Annotated in this window: 13 protein-coding genes; 5 read left to right on the plus strand and 8 right to left on the minus strand. The window is 66.8% G+C overall.

What is annotated here, in order from left to right; all coding sequences use genetic code 11:
• The first annotated feature begins 145 nt into the window (after positions 1-145).
• Complete coding sequence (locus AVAK2825_RS10435) at positions 146-2,743, plus strand: PepSY domain-containing protein (protein ID WP_284397673.1); 2,598 nt, start codon at positions 146-148, stop codon at positions 2,741-2,743.
• 63 nt (positions 2,744-2,806) lie between these two features.
• Here AVAK2825_RS10435 and AVAK2825_RS10440 read toward each other — a convergent pair whose 3' ends face one another.
• The 8 genes from AVAK2825_RS10440 to rpmH form a co-directional block, all read right to left on the minus strand.
• Entirely contained in the window at positions 2,807-3,664 is an 858-nt protein-coding gene (locus AVAK2825_RS10440) for a hypothetical protein (protein WP_272566393.1), read from the minus strand.
• 117 nt (positions 3,665-3,781) lie between these two features.
• Positions 3,782-4,276, minus strand: a complete 495-nt coding sequence (locus AVAK2825_RS10445) for a Crp/Fnr family transcriptional regulator (protein WP_272566394.1) — start codon at positions 4,274-4,276, stop codon at positions 3,782-3,784.
• Positions 4,277-4,361: 85 nt separating this feature from the next.
• Positions 4,362-5,783, minus strand: a complete 1,422-nt coding sequence (mnmE, locus tag AVAK2825_RS10450; protein WP_284397634.1) for a tRNA uridine-5-carboxymethylaminomethyl(34) synthesis GTPase MnmE — start codon at positions 5,781-5,783, stop codon at positions 4,362-4,364.
• Between the two features lie 140 nt (positions 5,784-5,923).
• Positions 5,924-7,513 (minus strand): ABC transporter substrate-binding protein, encoded by a 1,590-nt coding sequence (locus AVAK2825_RS10455; protein ID WP_272566396.1) that lies wholly within the window; start codon positions 7,511-7,513, stop codon positions 5,924-5,926.
• A gap of 143 nt (positions 7,514-7,656) precedes the next feature.
• Positions 7,657-9,327: a membrane protein insertase YidC gene (gene yidC, locus AVAK2825_RS10460; RefSeq protein WP_284397636.1), complete on the minus strand. Its 1,671-nt coding sequence runs from the start codon at positions 9,325-9,327 to the stop codon at positions 7,657-7,659.
• Positions 9,324-9,620, minus strand: coding sequence for a membrane protein insertion efficiency factor YidD (gene yidD, locus AVAK2825_RS10465; RefSeq protein ID WP_272550214.1), 297 nt, complete (start codon positions 9,618-9,620; stop codon positions 9,324-9,326). Before yidD ends, yidC begins: the two co-directional genes overlap by 4 nt.
• Positions 9,617-10,138, minus strand: a complete 522-nt coding sequence (locus tag AVAK2825_RS10470; RefSeq protein ID WP_284397639.1) for a ribonuclease P protein component — start codon at positions 10,136-10,138, stop codon at positions 9,617-9,619. Before AVAK2825_RS10470 ends, yidD begins: the two co-directional genes overlap by 4 nt.
• Positions 10,139-10,181: 43 nt before the next feature.
• The gene (gene rpmH / locus AVAK2825_RS10475; protein WP_005798102.1) at positions 10,182-10,316 is read right to left on the minus strand and encodes a 50S ribosomal protein L34; all 135 of its coding nucleotides are present in this window, start codon (positions 10,314-10,316) and stop codon (positions 10,182-10,184) included.
• A 310-nt stretch (positions 10,317-10,626) separates the two neighbouring features.
• Here rpmH and dnaA point away from each other — a divergent pair, with 310 nt between their 5' ends.
• The 4 genes from dnaA (at position 10,627) to AVAK2825_RS10495 (ending at position 17,052) form a co-directional block, all read left to right on the plus strand.
• Positions 10,627-12,048 carry a chromosomal replication initiator protein DnaA gene (gene dnaA / locus AVAK2825_RS10480; protein WP_272566399.1) on the plus strand — a complete coding sequence of 474 codons (1,422 nt, stop codon included), beginning with the start codon at positions 10,627-10,629 and terminating at the stop codon, positions 12,046-12,048.
• A gap of 131 nt (positions 12,049-12,179) precedes the next feature.
• The gene (dnaN, locus tag AVAK2825_RS10485; RefSeq protein ID WP_284397642.1) at positions 12,180-13,298 is read left to right on the plus strand and encodes a DNA polymerase III subunit beta; all 1,119 of its coding nucleotides are present in this window, start codon (positions 12,180-12,182) and stop codon (positions 13,296-13,298) included.
• A gap of 140 nt (positions 13,299-13,438) precedes the next feature.
• Positions 13,439-16,057 (plus strand): DNA topoisomerase (ATP-hydrolyzing) subunit B, encoded by a 2,619-nt coding sequence (gene gyrB, locus AVAK2825_RS10490; protein ID WP_272566400.1) that lies wholly within the window; start codon positions 13,439-13,441, stop codon positions 16,055-16,057.
• Positions 16,058-16,419: 362 nt separating this feature from the next.
• Positions 16,420-17,052, plus strand: a complete 633-nt coding sequence (locus tag AVAK2825_RS10495; protein WP_284397646.1) for a hypothetical protein — start codon at positions 16,420-16,422, stop codon at positions 17,050-17,052.
• The last annotated feature ends 916 nt before the right edge of the window (positions 17,053-17,968 follow it).

Below are 17,968 nucleotides of genomic sequence, written 5' to 3' on the forward strand. Positions count from 1 at the left end.
CTGGCGAAGGGGCAGGCCTGTGAACCGCGACGGCGCCACATCCCAGCCGCTGGCCCAGAGCGCTGGTGCGTTGGCCCCTGACGGGGCTTGCCAGCCGCAGGGCGGGGCATCGGAGGCCCGGCGTGCTCCATGGCGCCGGCTGGCGCTGCCGTCGCTGCGGCAGGCGTGGTTCCAGGTGCACTGGTTTCTGGGCATCACGGCGGGGACCGTGCTCGTGGCCATCGGCCTGTCCGGGGCGCTGCTGTCCTTCCATGAGGAAATCCTGGACGCCCTCAACCCCGGCGTGCGCCAGGTCACGCCGCACGCCGGGCCCATGCTCACCCCGCAGCAGATCGTGGACGCCGTGGCGCGCGTGCCCGGCCACCCGCGCATCAGCACCCTCACGGTGCAATCGCAACCCGGCGCGGCGGCGCGGGTGATCTTCCAGGCGCGTCCCGGCGAGCGCCGGGGCGACACCGTCTACGTGCACCCCTACACCGGCGCGCTGCAGCCGGCGCTGAAGGGGCAGGACGCCTTCGAATGGATCGAGGCGCTGCACCGCTGGCTGCTGCTGCCACGCGACTCTGGCCGCGTGGCCACGGGCGTGCTCGCGCTGTGCCTGCTTGCACTGTCGCTCTCGGGCCTGTACCTGCGCTGGCCGCGCCACCCGCTGCGCTGGCGCACCTGGCTTACGTTCGATCCGGCGCTCAAGGGCCGCTCGTTCCTGTGGGCGTTGCACTCGGTGGTCGGCACGTGGGCGCTGGTGGTGTACCTCATGCTCACCGCCACCGGGCTTTACTGGGCGTTCGATGCGGTGCGCGACACGGTGGACGGCTGGGCCGGCATTCCGCGCCCGGCGCGCACGGCAGCCCCTGCCCCGCGCGCGGGCGGCAAGGCCGGGCCCGATGCCGCCGATGCCGCGCCGCTGGACCTCACGCGCGCCTGGCGCACGTTCGAGCAGCGGGCAGGGCCCTGGACTCAGGCCAGCCTGCGCCTGCCGGCGCGGCCCACGCAGGCCGTGCAGTTCACCTGGCTGGCCGCGGATGCAACGCATGACCGCCAGCGCAACCGGATGTCCATCGAGCCTTTGACCGGCGAGGTGCCGGTGGACGACCGCCATGCCCAGCGCAGCGCCGCGGCACGCGCGCTCGCCACCATCTATCCCTTGCACATGGGCACCTACTTCGGGCTGCCCGGCCGGGTGGCGGTGATGGTGGCCAGCCTGGCCATGCCGCTCTTCGCGGTCACCGGCTGGATGCTCTACCTGGGGCGCCGTCGCCAGCGCCGTGCCACGGAGGCCGCGCGCGCCGCCCACGGGCAGCCCGCACCACTGGCGGCAGGCGGCGCGGCGCAGGGCGCCGACACGCTGCTGGTCGCCTACGCCAGCCAGGCCGGCCAAGCCGAGCGCATGGCGCTGCAGAGCGCGGCCGCATTGCAGCGCGCCGGCTTGGGTGTGGCCGTGCAATCGCTGCAGGCGTTCACGCCCACGATGCTGGCCGGGCACCGCCGCGTGCTGCTGGTGGCCAGCAGCTTCGGCGAGGGCGAGCCACCCGACAACGCCCGCCGCTTCGCCCGGTTGCTGGCGCAACAGCCACCGGACTCGCTGCAGGGCGTGCGCTACGGCCTGCTGGCGCTGGGTGACCGCAACTACACGCGCTTTTGCGGCTTCGGCCACGCCTTGGACGAAGGCCTGCGCCGGGCAGGCGCCGAGCCGCTGTTTCCGCTCATCGAAGTGGACGACGCAGATCCTGCGGCCCTGGCCCGCTGGAGCGAGGCCCTGGCCGCACTGGACGGCGTGGCGCATCTGGCCCTGGAGGGGGCCTTGGCGGAAGGCGGTACGGCGCCCGTCTACGCGCCGTGGCGCCTGGAGCGGCGCGATTGCCTCAATCCGGGCAGCCTGGGCCACCCCTTGTTCGAGGTGTCGCTCACCTCAGGCACCCCGGCCGAATGGCATCCGGGCGCCTTGGTGGAGGTGCTGCCGCGCCACGCGCCCGGGGCCGTCGCGGCCTGGTTGCAAGCTGCGGGCGCCGATGGCGCTGCGCCGGTGCAGCATGGGGGCGCGAGGACCACGCTGGCCGAGGCCCTGGCGGTGAGCGTGCTGCCCCCGCCACCGTCGGGCGCGGCAGAGGCTCATGCCCAGGCCTGTGCCGATGCGCTGGTGGCCCTGGCGCCCCGCACCTATTCCGTGGCCTCCCTGCCTAGCGACGGCGCGCTGCAGTTGCTGGTCCGCCAGGAGCGGCATGCCCAGGGGCTGGGGCTGGCGTCGGGCTGGCTCACCGCCCATGCCCCGGTGGGGGCCGAAGTGGCTTTGCGCCTGGTGGCCAATCCGCGCTTCGATGCCGCCCCGGGCGACGCACCTTGCCTCTTCATCGGCAATGGATCGGGCCTGGCGGGCCTGCGCTCCCACCTTCGGGCCCGGGTGCGTGCGGGCCACCGGCGCAACTGGCTGCTGTTCGGCGAGCGCCAGCGGGCCCACGACAACCTGTGCGCCGAAGAAATCGGTGGCTGGCAGAACCAGGGCTTTCTCGAACGGCTGGACCGGGTTTTCTCCCGCGATGGGGAGGCCCATCGCCATGTGCAGGACCGGCTGCGCGATGCGGCGGGCCCCTTGCGCGAATGGATCGCGCAGGGCGCGGTGGTCTATGTGTGCGGCAGCGCCGAAGGCATGGCGGCCGGCGTGGATGCGGCGATGGTGGAGGTGCTCGGCGCCGATGCCGTCGATGCGCTGATCACCGAGGGCCGCTACCGGCGCGACGTGTACTGATCCGTTGCAGGCCTACACGCGGCGGCGGCTGGGGGATGAGGCCCGTGCCGCCGCTGGTGCGGCTCAGCGCAGGTCGCCGTACTGCGTGTTGCTCAGGTCGGGCGAGCGCGCGTCGCTGCCCGGCATTTCCGTGTCTTCGAAGCCGGTGGGCGTCGAAGGCAGCAGCGGTCCCGAGCGCGTGGACACCCCCGTGCGCGGTGCCGGTGCGGGAGGCTTGGCCGCGGCGGCGTTGTCCAGGGCCCGCTTGAAAGCCGCCACTTCGTCGGCCTCGATCGGGTCGAACGCCTTGGCAGGGGCGCGGGCCGGCGGCGCTGGGGGCACCAGGGGCGCGCTGCGCGGCGCGAGCAGCGGATCGATAGGCGGGGCGGCCACGGGTGCGGGGGCCGGCGCATGGACCGGAGGGCGCGCCACCGGGGCCGGCACGTGCGGCACGGAAGGGCCGGCCACGCCGTGGGGCGCGAGGCCCTTGCTGGGCATGCCGACGGCCACATGGTCGTTGATGCGCCAGTACACGGCGGTCACCAGAATGTCGAAGCGGGTCTTGGCGGTCTGGGCGATGAGCGCCTCGATCTCGCTCAGGCGGACGGTCTCGCCGCCGTATTCGCGGGCCAAGTCCATCATCACCAGGAACTGGCGGCCGCGCTGGTCCAGGGACAGCACCTTGAATTTGTAGCCCGCGGACAGCACGCCCGCGCGGACCATGGCATCGCGCACCACGGTGTAGAGCAGTTCGCGCCGCTCCATGCGCTCGTTCTTGCGGTTGGCCGCGTGTTCGGCCGCAGGCTCGGCCATCGGTTTGCCGGGGCCGCGTCCGGGCACCAGAGGCACCGTGGCGTCTGCATTCAGCAGACCGGAGGGCTCCACCGCCGGGCGCTGCCGGGGCGCAGGGGGTTTGCGGTTGAACCAACTGAAAAGTGACATGCCGTGCCTTTTTCGGATAGCGCCAAAAGTTCGAAAACGAGTGTAACGCGCGCTCCGGGAGCCAATGGCTTTCCCGCGTCCGCAGGCCCCGGCACGGGCCCGATGGGGGCTCAGGTGTCAGGTCGCAGCAACACGCCGGCGGCGGTTGCCGAGGCGCTTGGACAGCACCGAACCCATGGCCATGGCCAGGCTGAGGGCCACGGCCGGCTGGCGGTTGGAGAGCTCGGAAAACCGCAGCGCCGTCAGGTTCCAGAGCTTGGACGGTGCGCCTGCCTGCACGGTGGCGGTGCGGGGCTTGTGCGAGAAGAAGGCGCTTTCGCCCACCACGGAGCCGGGACCGACGATCGCCAGGCGCAGGCGGTCTTTTTCGTCTTCGTAGTGCACGCTGAGGCTGCCGCTTTCCACGAAGTACAGCGTGCGGTCGCTGGCGCCTTGCGTGAACAGGGTGTGGCCGGTGGCGAGCGACATGGGCAGCAGGTAGCCCGACAGCAGGTCCCATTGCTCCGTGGTCAGCGGGTTCATCATGCTGTCTTCCGCCGGCGCCTGGGCGATGGCCTGCACGAGACCCGTGAGGTCCATTTTTGGGGTGTGGGATGACAGCACAGCATTCATAGTGGCGCGGAAGTTAAGCCCGATGCGTTCGGCGCACAAGCACTCTTTACCACTCCTTACAAAACGCAACCGTTCCGCGGGTGCGTCATTTTCCGATGCAGAAGCTGGAGAAGATCACGCCCAGCAGGTCGTCGGAGGTGAATTCCCCCGTGATGGCGTTGAGGGCCTGCTGCGCCAGCCGCAGGTCCTCGGCCAGCAGATCGAGCGCCGGGCCCGGCGAATGCAACTGCGCCGCGGCCTCCATCAGGTGGCCGTCCACCGCCTGGAGCGCCTGCAGATGCCGCGCGCGCGCGATGTAGACGCCCTCGGGGGCCGACTGCCATCCGGCCACGTCCAGCAGCAGGCGGCGCAGTGCATCCAGCCCGTCGCCAGTGCGGGCCGAGAGGTGGACCGCCGGCCGGTCCGGCATGGCGGCCGCGTTGTGGCCCGGTGCCTGATCGGTCTTGTTCCATACGTCGATGACCGGCACATGGCCGGGCAGCGTCCGGGCGATGGTGCCGGCGATGTCGGCATCGGCCGCCTGGTAGTCGGCCGCATCGGCGCGCGTGAGGTCGTGCAGGAAGAGCACGGCGTCGGCCGCGGCGATCTCGTCCCAGGCGCGCGCGATGCCGATCTTCTCCACCTCGTCGTCGCTCTCGCGCAGGCCCGCCGTGTCGATCACGTGCAGCGGCACGCCCTCGATCTGGATGGTCTGCTGCACCTTGTCGCGCGTGGTGCCGGCGATGGGCGTGACGATGGCCAGCTCGGCGCCGGCCAGGGCATTCAGCAGCGAACTCTTGCCGGCGTTGGGCTGCCCGGCAATCACCACCTTGATGCCCTCGCGCAGCAACGCGCCCTGGCGCGTGCGCTGCATGACGGCGGCCAGCGTCTGCTGCAAATTCGACAGCTGCCCGCTGGCGTCTGCCTTGCGCAGGAAGTCGATTTCTTCTTCAGGAAAGTCGAGCGTGGCCTCCACCAGCATGCGCAGGTGGATAAGGGCATCGCGCAGGCGGTGGATCTCGTGCGAGAACGCGCCCGCCAGCGAACGGCTGGCGCTGCGCGCTGCGGCTTCGGTGCTCGCATCGATCAGGTCGGCAATGGCTTCGGCCTGCGCCAGGTCGATCTTGTCGTTGAGGAAGGCCCGTTCGGTGAACTCGCCCGGCTGCGCCAGGCGCAGGCCGGGCAGGCGGGGCCGGCCGCCGGCCGCGTCGGCTTGGGCGGCGGCTTCCAGGCAGCGCGCCAGCAGCAGCTGCAGCACCACGGGGCCGCCGTGTGCCTGCAGCTCCAGCACGTCCTCGCCCGTGTAGCTGTGGGGCGCGGGAAAGTACAGCGCCAGCCCCTGGTCGATGGACTGGCCGGCCGCATCGCGAAAGGGCAGGTACGTGGCTTCGCGCGGTCGCAGGGCGCGCCCGCACAGCGCCTCGGTGAGCGGTCCCAGGCCCCGGCCCGAGACCCGCACGATGCCCACGGCGCCGCGCCCCGGTGCGGTGGCGATGGCGGCGATGGGGTCGGAGTGGCGGGGCAGCATGCGATGGGGAAGGGGGTGGGGACGGGGCATGATAGCTGCGCTGTTCGCATGCCGCGGCCGCCTCACGGGGCGCGGAACCGCGCCCGCAAAAAGACAAAGCCCGCCAGGGGCGGGCTTTGCGTTCGGTCCGATCGGAGGGCTTACTTGATCGTGGTCCAGTTGGGCATCGGGCGGTCGTCCGCGCGGTGCAGCGTCTCCACGCCCTTGCGCATCGCCCAGGGGCGGATCTGGTGGTGCAGGGGCAGGTAGTAGTACTCGTCCTTGACCAGCTTGAGGGCATCGGCGATCAGCGCGTCGCGCTTGGGCGCATCCATCTCCACCTTGATCTGGCTGATCATCTCGTCGAGCTTGGCATCGCTGAAACGACCGCCGTTGTAGGTGCCCGCAGCCGTCTTGCCGGCCTTGGTGGCCATCAACGAATCCAGCGAATACAGCGAATCGAACGTCGCCACGCCCCAGCCAAACAGGTAGGCGCTCACGTCGTTGTTCATCACGCGGCTGACGAACTGGGCCATGGGGGCGGCCTGCAGCGTGGTCTTCACGCCGATGCGCGTCCACATGGCGGTGACGGCCTGGCAGATCGCTTCGTCGTTCACGTAGCGGTCATTGGGGCAGTCGAGCTTGAGCGAAAAGCCCTGGGGGTAGCCTGCGTCGGCCAGCAGCTTCTTGGCGGCTTCGACGTCGTACTTGGCGGCACGCTCGTCCAGGCTCTTGCTCCAGCCGTGGACCATGGGCGCGACCATGGTGCCGGCAGGCACCGACAGGTTGCGCATGGTGCGGCTGTGGATGCCGGCCGAATCGATGGCCTGGTAGAGGGCCTGGCGCACGCGTTTGTCCTTGAGCGGGTTCTTGCCCGGCGTGCCGGCACCCGGCAGTTCGTCGCGGAACTGGTCCAGGCCCAGGTAGATGGTGCGGTTCTCGGCGCCTTCGATCAGCGTGATGTCGGGGCTGGACTTCATGCGCGCCAGATCCTGCGTGGGCGGATCGACGACGAAATCGACCTGGCCGGAAATCAGCGCGGCCGAGCGCGTGGCCGCCGACTTGATGGGGGTGAACACGACTTCGTCGATGTTGCCCTTGGGCTTGTCCCACCAGTCCGGGTTCTTCTTGAGCGTGACCTTCACGTCGGGCTGCCAGCCCACCATGATGAAGGGGCCGGTGCCGTTGGCATTGCGCGAGGCGAAGTTCTCTTCCTTGCCGGCATAGTCCTGCGCCTTGGTCGAGTTGTTCTTCTCGGCCCAGGCCTTGTTCATGATGCGGGCTTCGGTCAGCTCGCGCAGCAGCACGGGGTTGGGGCCCTTCAAGATCAGGTCCACGGTGAAGTCGTCGACCTTCTTCACTTCCTTGATGCTCTGCACGGCGGACTGCATGTTCGAGGGGGGCGTCATGGCGCGGGTGAGCGAGAACACCACATCGTCGGCCGTGAACGGCGCACCGTCGTGGAATTTGACGCCCTTGCGCAGTTCGAAGCGCACCTGCGTGGGGGAGATCTGGGTCCACTTCGTGCCGAGTGCGGGCTGGATCTGGTACTTCTCGTCATAGCGCACCAGGCTCTCGTACACCTGCTGCAGGAAGGCATGCGTCGTCTGGTGGTTCTGGGCGTGGGGGTCCACGGTCAGGATGTCGTTGGCGCCGGCCCACCGCATCGTTGCGGCATGGGCCGATCCTGCTGCCAACAGGACCGCGATGCCCAGTGCGCTCCATTTGAAAGTCGTACGCTGCTGTTTCATTGGCCAGGTCTCCTCGTCGGTTAACGAAAGTGGATGAAAGATGCCGCAGGTGGCAAGCAAGCATCGTACCCAATGAAAAACGGCCGCTGGATAGCGGCCGTGGAATGTGTCGCAAACGCAGCGCGTCCGCGCTGCGTTGCGGGTCAACGGAACTTCGGCAGGTTGAACTGCGGCGGCACGCCCATGCGCGTGTTGATGATCCACTGCTGCGCGATCGACAGGATGTTGTTCGTCAGCCAGTACAGCACCAGGCCCGCCGGGAAGAAGAAGAACATCACGCTGAAGATCAGGGGCATGAACCACATCATCTTGGCCTGCAGCGGATCGGGCGGCGCGGGGTTCAGCGCGGTCTGCAGCAGCGAGCTGGCGGTCATCAGCAGCGGCAGGATGAAGAACGGGTCGGGCGAGGACAGGTCCTTGATCCAGCCGATCCACGGCGCGTTGCGCATTTCCACGCTGGACAGCAGCACCCAGTAGAGCGCGATGAACACGGGGATCTGGATCATGATGGGGAAGCAGCCGCCCATCGGGTTGACCTTCTCCTCGCGGTAGATGCGCATCATCTCCTGCTGCATCTGCTGCGGCTTGTCCTTCAGGCGCTCGCGCATCTCCATGATCTTGGGGTTGATGGCCTTCATCTTGGCCATGCTGGCGTACGCCTTCGCATTGAGCCAGTAGAACGCAATCTTCAGCAGGAACACCAGCGCCACGATGGACCAGCCCCAGTTGTTCAGCACCTTGTGCAGCTGGTCGAGCAGCCAGTACAGCGGCTTGGCCAGGATGGTGAGCCAACCGTAGTCCTTCACCAGTTCCAGGCCGGGGGTGAGCGATTCCAGCATCGTCTCGACCTGCGGGCCGGCGAACAGGCGCGCATCCACCGTCTTGGACTGCCCCGGCGCGATCTCGCCGACCGAGGTGATCATGCCGACCGAGTACAGGTTGGTGTCCACCTTGCGCACGAACAGGTCGCGCTGCACGTCGTTGCCCAGCAGCCAGGCGCTGGCGAAGTAATGCTGCACCATGGCCACGTAGCCGTTGGTGGAGGACTTGTCGATTTCGGCCTTGCCGTTCTCGATGTCCTTGAATTCGACCTTGTGGTACTTCTTGGCTTCGGTATAGACCGCGGGGCCGGTGAAGGTCGAATAGAACGACGACTCGCCCGGCGGCTTGTTGCCGTCGCGCACCAGTTGCAGGTACAGCTGGGGCGACACGGGCGCGGTGCCGGTGTTCACGATCTCGTGCTTCACGGCCACGTCGTAGGCGCCGCGCTTCACGGTCCAGGTCTTGGCCAGCTTCACGCCGCCCAGGTCGGCGGATTCGAAGCGCACGCTGATCTCGTTCTGGCCGTCCTGCAGGTCGCGGTTGCCGGCCACCACCGACATCGCCGTCTTGTGCGTGGGGTAGGCGCCGCCGATCAGGCCGGTCTGCGCCACGTACACGCGCTGCGCGCTTTCGTCCAGCAGCATGAACGGCTTGGACTTGTCGGCCATGTCGGGGTACTTGAGCAGTTCGCCATGCGTGAGCGAGCCGCCTTCGCTGTCGAAGGTCAGGCGCAGCACGTCGCTGGTCAGGGTGACGCGCTGGCGCTGTGCCGCCGCTGCCGGCTGCGGCACGCCGCCCGGCACCTGCTGCGCATTCGCGGGCGCCGCCGCGGCCGTGGGGGCCGGCACCGAAGACGCGGGCGCCACGGCGGCAGGCGTTGCACCGGGGAAGAAGGTGGCCTTGTGGCCGTTGTGCACTTGCCACTTGTCCCATAGCAGAACCATGGAAAAGCCAAATATCACCCACAGGATGGTGCGGCGAATGTCGTTCATGAAGACTTCTTCGGTGAGGAGGGGGTGGAGGACGTGGAAGGAGACAGGCGCGAGAACAGCCGCAGTGCGCGGGGCAGTTCTTCGGGCACCGGATCATGCCCTCCATCGCACCAGGGCTGGCACCGTGCCAGACGGTGCAGCGTCAGATAAGTTCCGGCCGCGGCGCCATGGCGTTCAAGTGCCTGCAGCGAATAGGCCGAACACGTGGGCTCGAAACGGCAGGCCGATCCGAGCCAGGGGCTCAGCACCAGCCGGTAGCCACGCACCAGCGCCATCAGCAGCGCGCGCATCATGACACAGGCGCCGGGGCGGGCTGGGGGGTCGCCGCCGTCGGTGCCCCAGTGGCGGTGGCAGCGCCGCTGCTGCGCCGCATGGCGTAGCCGAACAGCTGCAGCAGTTCGGCGCGAACCGCCTGCTTGAGGGCATCGGACGTGGCACTGGTGAACTGCTTGCGGTCGAACGTCGCCCGCAGGCGCACCACGTGCGCGGCCTGCGGCAACTGGGACTCGAACGAGGCGGCCACGGCATGGATCTGCCGCTTGATGGTGTTGCGGGTGACCGCGCGGCGGGCCCAGCGCTTGGGCACCATGGCGCCCATCCAGACGCCGGGCGGCTCGGCCATGCCAAACAGGGCCTGCGGCCCTTGCGCATGAGGCAAGGGGCCGGGCCCTGTGGGAGGTGCGGGAGGCGATGCGGCCGCTGCGCCGGTGGGAGCGAGCCCCAGTCGGTGCAGTGCGAAGTGTGCGGTGCGGGAGACCGTTCCCCCGGCCATGGCGGCCTGGAACTGCGGACGGGTTTTCAGCCGTTGCATGGGAGGGTTCCCGCCCGGAACCGGGCCGAGTGCCGTGACGGCCTTAGACGGCCAGGCGCTTGCGGCCCTTGGCGCGGCGTGCGTTGATGACGGCACGGCCGCCGCGCGTCTTCATGCGCACGAGGAAACCGTGGGTGCGCGCACGGCGCGTCTTGGAAGGCTGGTAAGTACGTTTCATGGTCAATGTCCTTGAGGGTTAGGTTCCGGGCGCAACTCGCAAGATGCGGGTTCCAGGCCCTCCGGATGCGGCACTTCGATCAAGATCAAAGCGCTTGGCCCGGGCGTTATTGCCCTGAACGCATTCAGGGAAACCGGCGATTATTGCAGGCTTGTGCCGGCGTGGCAATGGCGAGGCGGCAGCGCAGGGGGTTTGTGGCACGGGTGGCGCGCGCCGTGGGCGCCCTGGCCGAGGTTGTGGATAACCCTTTGAAAAGGTACAATCCGCGGCCCTGAATCGTTCCTCCTATCCACAACAAGAACCGCCATCAATGACCGAGGAACCTTCCCGCAGCCCCGACAACGACCCAGGCGCCGATGCCGGACAAGGACTGTGGCAAGCCTGCGTCGAGCAGCTTGCGCAAGACCTGCCGGAGCAGCAGTTCAACACCTGGATCAAGCCGCTCACCGCCCAGGTCGCTCCCGACTTCTCCAAGGTCACCCTGCTGGTGGCCAACCGCTTCAAGCTCGACTGGATCCGTGCGCAATACGCCGGCCGCATCGCGGCCCTGCTGGAAGGCCTCTACGGCCAGCCGGTGTCGCTTGAGTTAGCGCTCGCTCAGCGTGAGACCGTTGCCCGCACTTACGTGCGATCCACGCCGACGGGCCAGGTGGTGTCGTCCGAGCCCACGCCCGCCGCGGCGCCCAGCGACGAGCCGGTGGCCGGTGCCTTCCGCTCGCGTCTGAACGCCGCGCTCACGTTCGAGACGCTGGTGGAGGGCACGGCCAACCGCATGGCGCGCTCGGCGGCCATGCACGTGGCGGGCTCGCCCGGCCACCTGTACAACCCGCTTTTCATCTATGGCGGCGTCGGCCTGGGCAAGACCCACCTGGTGCACGCGGTGGGCAACAAGTTGCTGGCCGACAAGCCCGACGCGAAAGTTCTCTACATCCATGCCGAGCAGTTCGTGTCGGATGTGGTTAAGGCGTACCAGCGGCGCACGTTCGACGAGTTCAAGGAGCACTACCACTCCCTTGATCTGCTGCTGATCGATGACGTGCAGTTCTTCGCCAATAAAGACCGCACGCAGGAAGAGTTCTTCAACGCGTTCGAGGCGCTGCTGGCCAAGAAGAGCCATATCGTGATGACCTCGGACACCTACCCGAAGGGCCTGGCCAACATCCACGAGCGGCTGGTGTCGCGCTTCGACTCGGGTCTCACGGTGACCATCGAGCCGCCCGAGCTGGAAATGCGCGTGGCCATCCTGATCAACAAGGCCCGCGCCGAAAGCGCCGACATGCCCGAGGAAGTGGCCTTCTTCGTCGCCAAGAACGTGCGCAGCAACGTGCGCGAACTGGAAGGCGCGCTGCGCAAGATCCTGGCGTACTCGCGCTTCAACCAGAAGGAAGTCTCCATCCAGCTCGCCCGCGAGGCGCTGCGCGACCTGCTGTCGATCCAGAACCGGCAGATCTCGGTGGAAAACATCCAGAAGACGGTGGCCGACTACTACAAGATCAAGGTCGCCGACATGTACAGCAAGAAGCGCCCGGCCAGCATCGCCCGGCCGCGCCAGATCGCCATGTACCTGGCCAAGGAGCTCACGCAAAAGAGCCTGCCCGAGATCGGCGAGCTGTTCGGCGGGCGCGACCACACCACGGTGCTGCACGCGGTGCGCAAGATCGCCGGCGAGCGCCAGCAGCTCACCGAACTGAACCAGCAGCTGCACGTGCTGGAGCAGACGCTCAAGGGTTGATGCCGAAGTGGCCCCGCACCCCCACGGAGCGCGCCCGGTTCACGGGCAAAATGGCGTGCTGGACGGCATGAGGGGGCATGGCCCATGCCGCCGTCCTGGCACGTTTCCCAAAACCACCAAAGGTTGACGACATGATTGTCCTGAAGGCAACACAAGACAAGGTTCTCGCGGTTCTGCAATCGGTGTCCGGCATCGTCGAGCGCCGGCACACCCTGCCCATCCTGGCGAACGTGCTGATCCGCAAGACGGGCAACGCGCTGCAGCTGACCACGAGCGACCTGGAGATCCAGATCCGCACCACCGCCGAACTGGGCGGCGACACGGGCGACTTCACCACCACGGTGGGCGCGCGCAAGCTGATCGACATCCTGAAGACCATGCCTGGCGACCAGACCGTGAGCCTGGAGTCGAGCCAGTCCAAGCTGATCCTCAAGGGCGGCAAGAGCCGCTTCACGCTGCAGTCGCTGCCGGCCGAGGACTTTCCCCTGGTGCAGGAGTCGGCCGCCTTCGGCCCCGCCTTCAGCGTGCCGCAGAAGGTGCTCAAGGACCTGCTGGGCCAGGTGTCGTTCGCCATGGCGGTGCAGGACATCCGCTATTACCTGAACGGCATTCTGTTCGTGGCCGAAGGCCAGCAACTGAGCCTGGTCGCCACCGACGGCCACCGCCTGGCCTTCGCCAGCGCCACGCTGGACGTCGAAGTGCCCAAGCAGGAAGTCATCCTGCCGCGCAAGACCGTGCTGGAGCTGCAGCGCCTGCTGTCGGATGCGGGCGGCGAGAACCAGCCGCACATCGAGATGCAGTTCGCCAACAACCAGGCGAAGTTCACGTTCGGCGGCATGGAGTTCGTCACGAAGCTGGTCGAGGGCAAGTTCCCCGACTACAACCGCGTGATCCCCAAGAACCACAAGAACAGCGTGACCCTGGGCCGCGCCCCGCTGCTGGCCAGCCTGCAGCGCACCGCCATCATGACCAGCGACAAGTTCAAGGGCGTGCGCCTGAACCTGGAGCCCGGCACCCTGCGCGTGGCGTCCAACAACGCCGAGCAGGAAGAGGCCGTGGACGAACTCGACATCGACTACGGCGGCGACACCATCGAGATCGGCTTCAACGTCACCTACCTCATCGACGCCCTGGCCAACATGGGCCAGGACATGGTGAAGGTGGAGCTGTCGGACGGCAACAGCTCGGCGCTGCTGACCATCCCCGAGAACGAAACCTTCAAGTACGTCGTCATGCCCATGCGCATCTGACGCACCCGTCTTCCAGCGCCGGGGGTGAGTGCTATGTTTTTTGTAGCTACATGCCCTAGAATAATATGTGCTGGAGGCCGATTTGACCCTTATTGAACATTCAGGAAACCCCCCGGTTTCCACGGACCCCAAGGCCATCCATGACCGCTGAGAACACCCTGCCCGAGCCTTCCTCCGACGGCGCGGGCGAAGCGCAGCCCTTCACCAAGATCGACACCCAGCAGGCGGGCGCCAGCGAAGGCTACGGCGAAGGCGCGATCCAGATCCTGGAAGGCCTGGAGGCCGTGCGCAAGCGCCCCGGCATGTACATCGGCGACACCTCCGACGGCACGGGCCTGCACCACCTCGTCTTCGAAGTGGTGGACAACTCCATCGACGAGGCGCTGGCCGGGCACTGCGACGACATCGTCGTCACCATCCACTCGGACAACTCCATCAGCGTGACCGACAACGGCCGCGGCATTCCCACCGGCGTGAAGATGGACGACAAGCACGAGCCCAAGCGCTCGGCCTCCGAGATCGCGCTGACCGAACTGCACGCCGGCGGCAAGTTCAACCAGAACAGCTACAAGGTCTCGGGCGGCCTGCACGGCGTGGGTGTGAGCTGCGTGAACGCGCTCAGCAAGATGCTGCGCCTGACGGTGCGCCGCGAGGGCAAGGTGCACGTGCTCGAGTTCAGCCAGGGCTTCGTGCAGAACCGCATCCTGGAGACCGTGAACGGCGTCGAGATCTCGCCCATGAAGGTCATCGGCGACACCGACAAGCGCGGCACCGAGGTGCACTTCCTGCCCGACACCGAGATCTTCAAAGAGAACAACGACTTCCACTACGAGATCCTGGCCAAGCGTTTGCGCGAGCTCTCGTTCCTGAACAACGGCGTGCGCATCCGCCTCAAGGACGAGCGCACCGGCAAGGAAGACGACTTCTCCGGCGCCGGCGGCGTGAAGGGCTTCGTCGGCTTCATCAACGCCAACAAGAAGGTGCTGCACCCCACCGCGTTCTACGCCACGGGCGCGCGCCCGGCCGAAACCTACGGCGGCATTCCCGGCACCGAGATCGGCGTCGAGGTGGCCATGCAGTGGAACGACGGCTACAGCGAGCAGGTGCTGTGCTTCACCAACAACATCCCGCAGCGCGACGGCGGCACCCACCTGACCGGCCTGCGCGCCGCCATGACCCGCGTCATCGGCAAGTACATCGATGCGCACGAATTGGCCAAGAAGGCCAAGGTCGAGGTGAGCGGCGACGACATGCGCGAAGGCCTGTGCTGCGTGCTGAGCGTGAAGGTACCCGAGCCCAAGTTCAGCAGCCAGACCAAGGACAAGCTGGTATCCAGCGAAGTGCGCGCGCCGGTGGAGGACATCGTCGCCAAGACGCTGACCGACTACCTGGAAGAGCGCCCCAACGACGCCAAGATCCTGTGCGGCAAGATCATCGAAGCCGCGCGCGCCCGCGAAGCCGCCCGCAAGGCCCGCGAAATGACGCGCCGCAAGGGCGTGCTGGACGGCATGGGCCTGCCCGGCAAGCTGGCCGACTGCCAGGAAAAAGACCCCGCGCTGTGCGAGATCTACATCGTCGAGGGCGACTCCGCCGGTGGCTCCGCCAAGCAGGGCCGCGACCGCAAGTTCCAGGCCATCCTGCCGCTGCGCGGCAAGATCCTGAACGTGGAAAAGGCGCGCTACGAAAAGCTGCTGACCAGCAATGAAATCGTCACGCTCATCACCGCCCTGGGCACTGGCATCGGCAAGGCCGCGGTCGAATCCGGCAAGAGCGGCGTGGACGACTTCGACGCCGCCAAGCTGCGCTACCACCGCATCATCATCATGACCGACGCCGACGTGGACGGCGCCCACATCCGCACCCTGCTGCTGACCTTCTTCTACCGCCAGATGCCTGAGCTGGTCGAGCGCGGCCACATCTACATCGCGCAGCCGCCGCTGTACAAGGTCAAGGCCGGCAAGGAAGAGCTGTACCTGAAGGACGCCCCCGCGCTCGACACCTTCCTGCTGCGCATCGCGCTCAAGGACGCCAGCGTGACCACCGGCGGCGCCAGCCCGCAGACCCTGACCGGCGACACCCTCACCGCCCTGGCGCAAAAGCACCAGCTGGCCGAGGCCGTCATCCACCGCCTGTCCGCCTTCATGGACAAGGAGGCCCTGCGCGCCATCGCCGACGGCGTGAGCCTGAACCTGGACACCGTGGCCGATGCCGAAGCCAGCGCCGTGCAGCTGCAGGCCAAGCTGCGCGAGCTGACCACCAACGGCATCCCCGCCGAAGTGGCCGGCGAGTTCGACGTGCGCACCGACAAGCCCATCCTGCGCATCAGCCGCCGCCACCACGGCAACGTCAAGAGCAGCCTGATCACCCAGGACTTCGTACACGGCGCCGACTACGCCGCCCTGGCCGAAGCCGCCAGCACCTTCCGCGGCCTGGTCGGCGAGGGTGCCAAGGCCCTGCGCGGCGAAGGCGAGAAGCAGAAGGAAGAAAAAGTGTCCGACTTCCGCCAGGCCATGGCCTGGCTCATCTCCGAGGCCGAGCGCACCACCAGCCGCCAGCGCTACAAGGGCCTGGGCGAAATGAACCCCGAGCAGCTCTGGGAAACCACCATGGACCCCGAAGTGCGCCGCCTGCTGCGCGTGCAGATTGACGACGCGATCGAGGCGGACCGGGTGTTCACCATGCTGATGGGCGACGAGGTGGAGCCGCGGCGGGATTTCATCGAGACGAATGCGTTGCGGGCGGGGAATATCGACGTTTGACGTCGTAGGTTCTGATTGATTTTGCAAATACTCTCACTACTTGCAAATCACGGCAGCGTGCTGAGCGATGTGTCAAATGACAGAGAAAGTGCAAACTTTGCCAAGTTCGTGCAAAAGTACTGTCATAGAAAATGAAAAAAAGGCGCTCACCTGGAGCACCTTTTTTTATTGCGGAGTCATTCGTCACATTTAGATCAATAGCTTCTTGATTTTTGAAGCGGCACAAGCGGTGGAGGTCCGTTTTAGGCTGGTTGGCGACATTCGTTGACCAGTCGTACGCGGCCGCACTTGCCACAAGCAGTAGTCGGGTTAAGTCGGGCCTAAACTGCTGGCTGAGACAACCAAACCAACGAATGCAATCCATGCATGAAATAGCTCTATCCAACGTGGATGAGTCGGTCCGACGTGGCTTTACTGAGCGTTGCAAAGCCTGGGCATCTTCTCACCAAGCCGAGGTCGGCGTGGCAGAGATGACCATGGGTGCAGCCTTGCTGGCCTGGGGCGTCAGCAGTGGACATGTATTGATGGGCGAGCACGTCGTGGCCAGCAAGTTGTCGGACGTCGGCGCGGCCGTTGGAGCGGCGGTCGGTGGCATTGCTGGAGCGGGCTTTGCGGCAACCCTGCTTAAAGGGCTTTTTGTCGGTGGCGTGGCGCTTGTGCAAGGTACGGTAGCCGTGCCCGCCCTAGTGCTAGTCGGCGGCGGGGCGATGGTTCTCGGCGCCTTCGGATACACGGGTGGGGACGTAGTTGGACGCTTGCTTGAAACGAATTTAGGCGAAGTGCTAGGTACAGCATCTGCGTTGGCGGTCGGGTTGGCTCTGCTGGTCGATGGTGCCCGACGCTTCATCAAGGATGAGCGCATCCTGGCGGAGTCTGCTCGATTTGTAGACGGTGTGGTTCACCTCGTCCAGCGCGTGGGCGAAGTCATTGCATTGCGACGACCTTTGAAGAACTGCAGGAGTTTGCGCGCGAGTTCTCGTTTGATGCCGGTGTAGGCACAGCCTCTCTCGCGGGAGGAGCGGCCGCAGGCGGTGCTCTGGGCGCATCGCTGGCGGCGGGAAGCGTGACGGTTCTAGGCTCGCACTCCCTCGGTGCGGTGGCCTTGACGTTGGGAGTGGTGTCGGCGCCAGTTTGGCCCATCGTTGCCGGCTGCGCAGCAGGACTTTCGGCCGGCGCGTTAGCCTTTTTGGCCGTGAAACGCTATGCGCGGCGAGGCAAGTAGTGGCAGGGATGGCCAACTGTTGGAGCGGAAGTTCCTGAAGCCAGTAGCGCACTTGGTAGTGCTCATTTGGAAACCCCTGGCTTCCTCGTCAAAGGTCCGGTTTGCGCCAAGAGCGTGAGTACTCCGGCAGTAACGCAACGCGCACTAACGCTGTAGGGCCGACTCCAGTTGATTGGGACCGTTTCAGGCTGGGCAGAGTCATTAGCGGGCGGCGCCTGACCGTCAGCTTCGATCACCACCGGTCAATCGACGGGCAGTGATGCTTATGGCCGCACCACCTCCAGACCCCGCTACACCGCGCTGGCAGCCATGGCCCGATCATGTATGACCGGTCCGGCTTGACGTGACCTAGCAGAACCGGCCAATAGCAGCCCCCTTGGCACTACCCGCTCGGCTGTCCGCATCAGGCCTAGCAGTCATTCTGCACGGAGACAGGCGGCCCCCCCCACCGTCCCAGACAGGCAGCCTCTCCTTCCACTGTCCCAGTATTGTGCCTACTGACTGCTGTGCATCCATAAGTCGATTGCCCCATTTCGGCAACTACACGTATGCGTCACTTGAGAGGGAGCCTCTCACAACCCCATGTTTGACGAATCCGAATAGGGAGGAGTGGGCGCCAGTAGCCGTTTGAGCGTGATGAGGCCCAGCAGCGGTCTGCGCCTGGGTGCATGAGGGGCCTTGCAGGCCCG

Source organism: Acidovorax sp. SUPP2825 (assembly GCF_030158995.1).
Taxonomy (GTDB): Bacteria; Pseudomonadota; Gammaproteobacteria; order Burkholderiales; family Burkholderiaceae_C; genus Paracidovorax.

Coding starts and splice junctions, on each gene's coding strand:
- AVAK2825_RS10470 (WP_284397639.1), bottom strand. CDS start 10,138: ATGCAACGGCTGAAAACCCGTCCGCAGTTCCAGGCCGCCATGGCCGGG.
- yidC (WP_284397636.1), bottom strand. CDS start 9,327: ATGAACGACATTCGCCGCACCATCCTGTGGGTGATATTTGGCTTTTCC.
- dnaA (WP_272566399.1), top strand. CDS start 10,627: ATGACCGAGGAACCTTCCCGCAGCCCCGACAACGACCCAGGCGCCGAT.
- mnmE (WP_284397634.1), bottom strand. CDS start 5,783: ATGCTGCCCCGCCACTCCGACCCCATCGCCGCCATCGCCACCGCACCG.
- AVAK2825_RS10440 (WP_272566393.1), bottom strand. CDS start 3,664: ATGTCACTTTTCAGTTGGTTCAACCGCAAACCCCCTGCGCCCCGGCAG.
- AVAK2825_RS10455 (WP_272566396.1), bottom strand. CDS start 7,513: ATGAAACAGCAGCGTACGACTTTCAAATGGAGCGCACTGGGCATCGCG.
- rpmH (WP_005798102.1), bottom strand. CDS start 10,316: ATGAAACGTACTTACCAGCCTTCCAAGACGCGCCGTGCGCGCACCCAC.
- AVAK2825_RS10495 (WP_284397646.1), top strand. CDS start 16,420: ATGCATGAAATAGCTCTATCCAACGTGGATGAGTCGGTCCGACGTGGC.
- gyrB (WP_272566400.1), top strand. CDS start 13,439: ATGACCGCTGAGAACACCCTGCCCGAGCCTTCCTCCGACGGCGCGGGC.
- AVAK2825_RS10445 (WP_272566394.1), bottom strand. CDS start 4,276: ATGAATGCTGTGCTGTCATCCCACACCCCAAAAATGGACCTCACGGGT.
- yidD (WP_272550214.1), bottom strand. CDS start 9,620: ATGATGCGCGCGCTGCTGATGGCGCTGGTGCGTGGCTACCGGCTGGTG.
- dnaN (WP_284397642.1), top strand. CDS start 12,180: ATGATTGTCCTGAAGGCAACACAAGACAAGGTTCTCGCGGTTCTGCAA.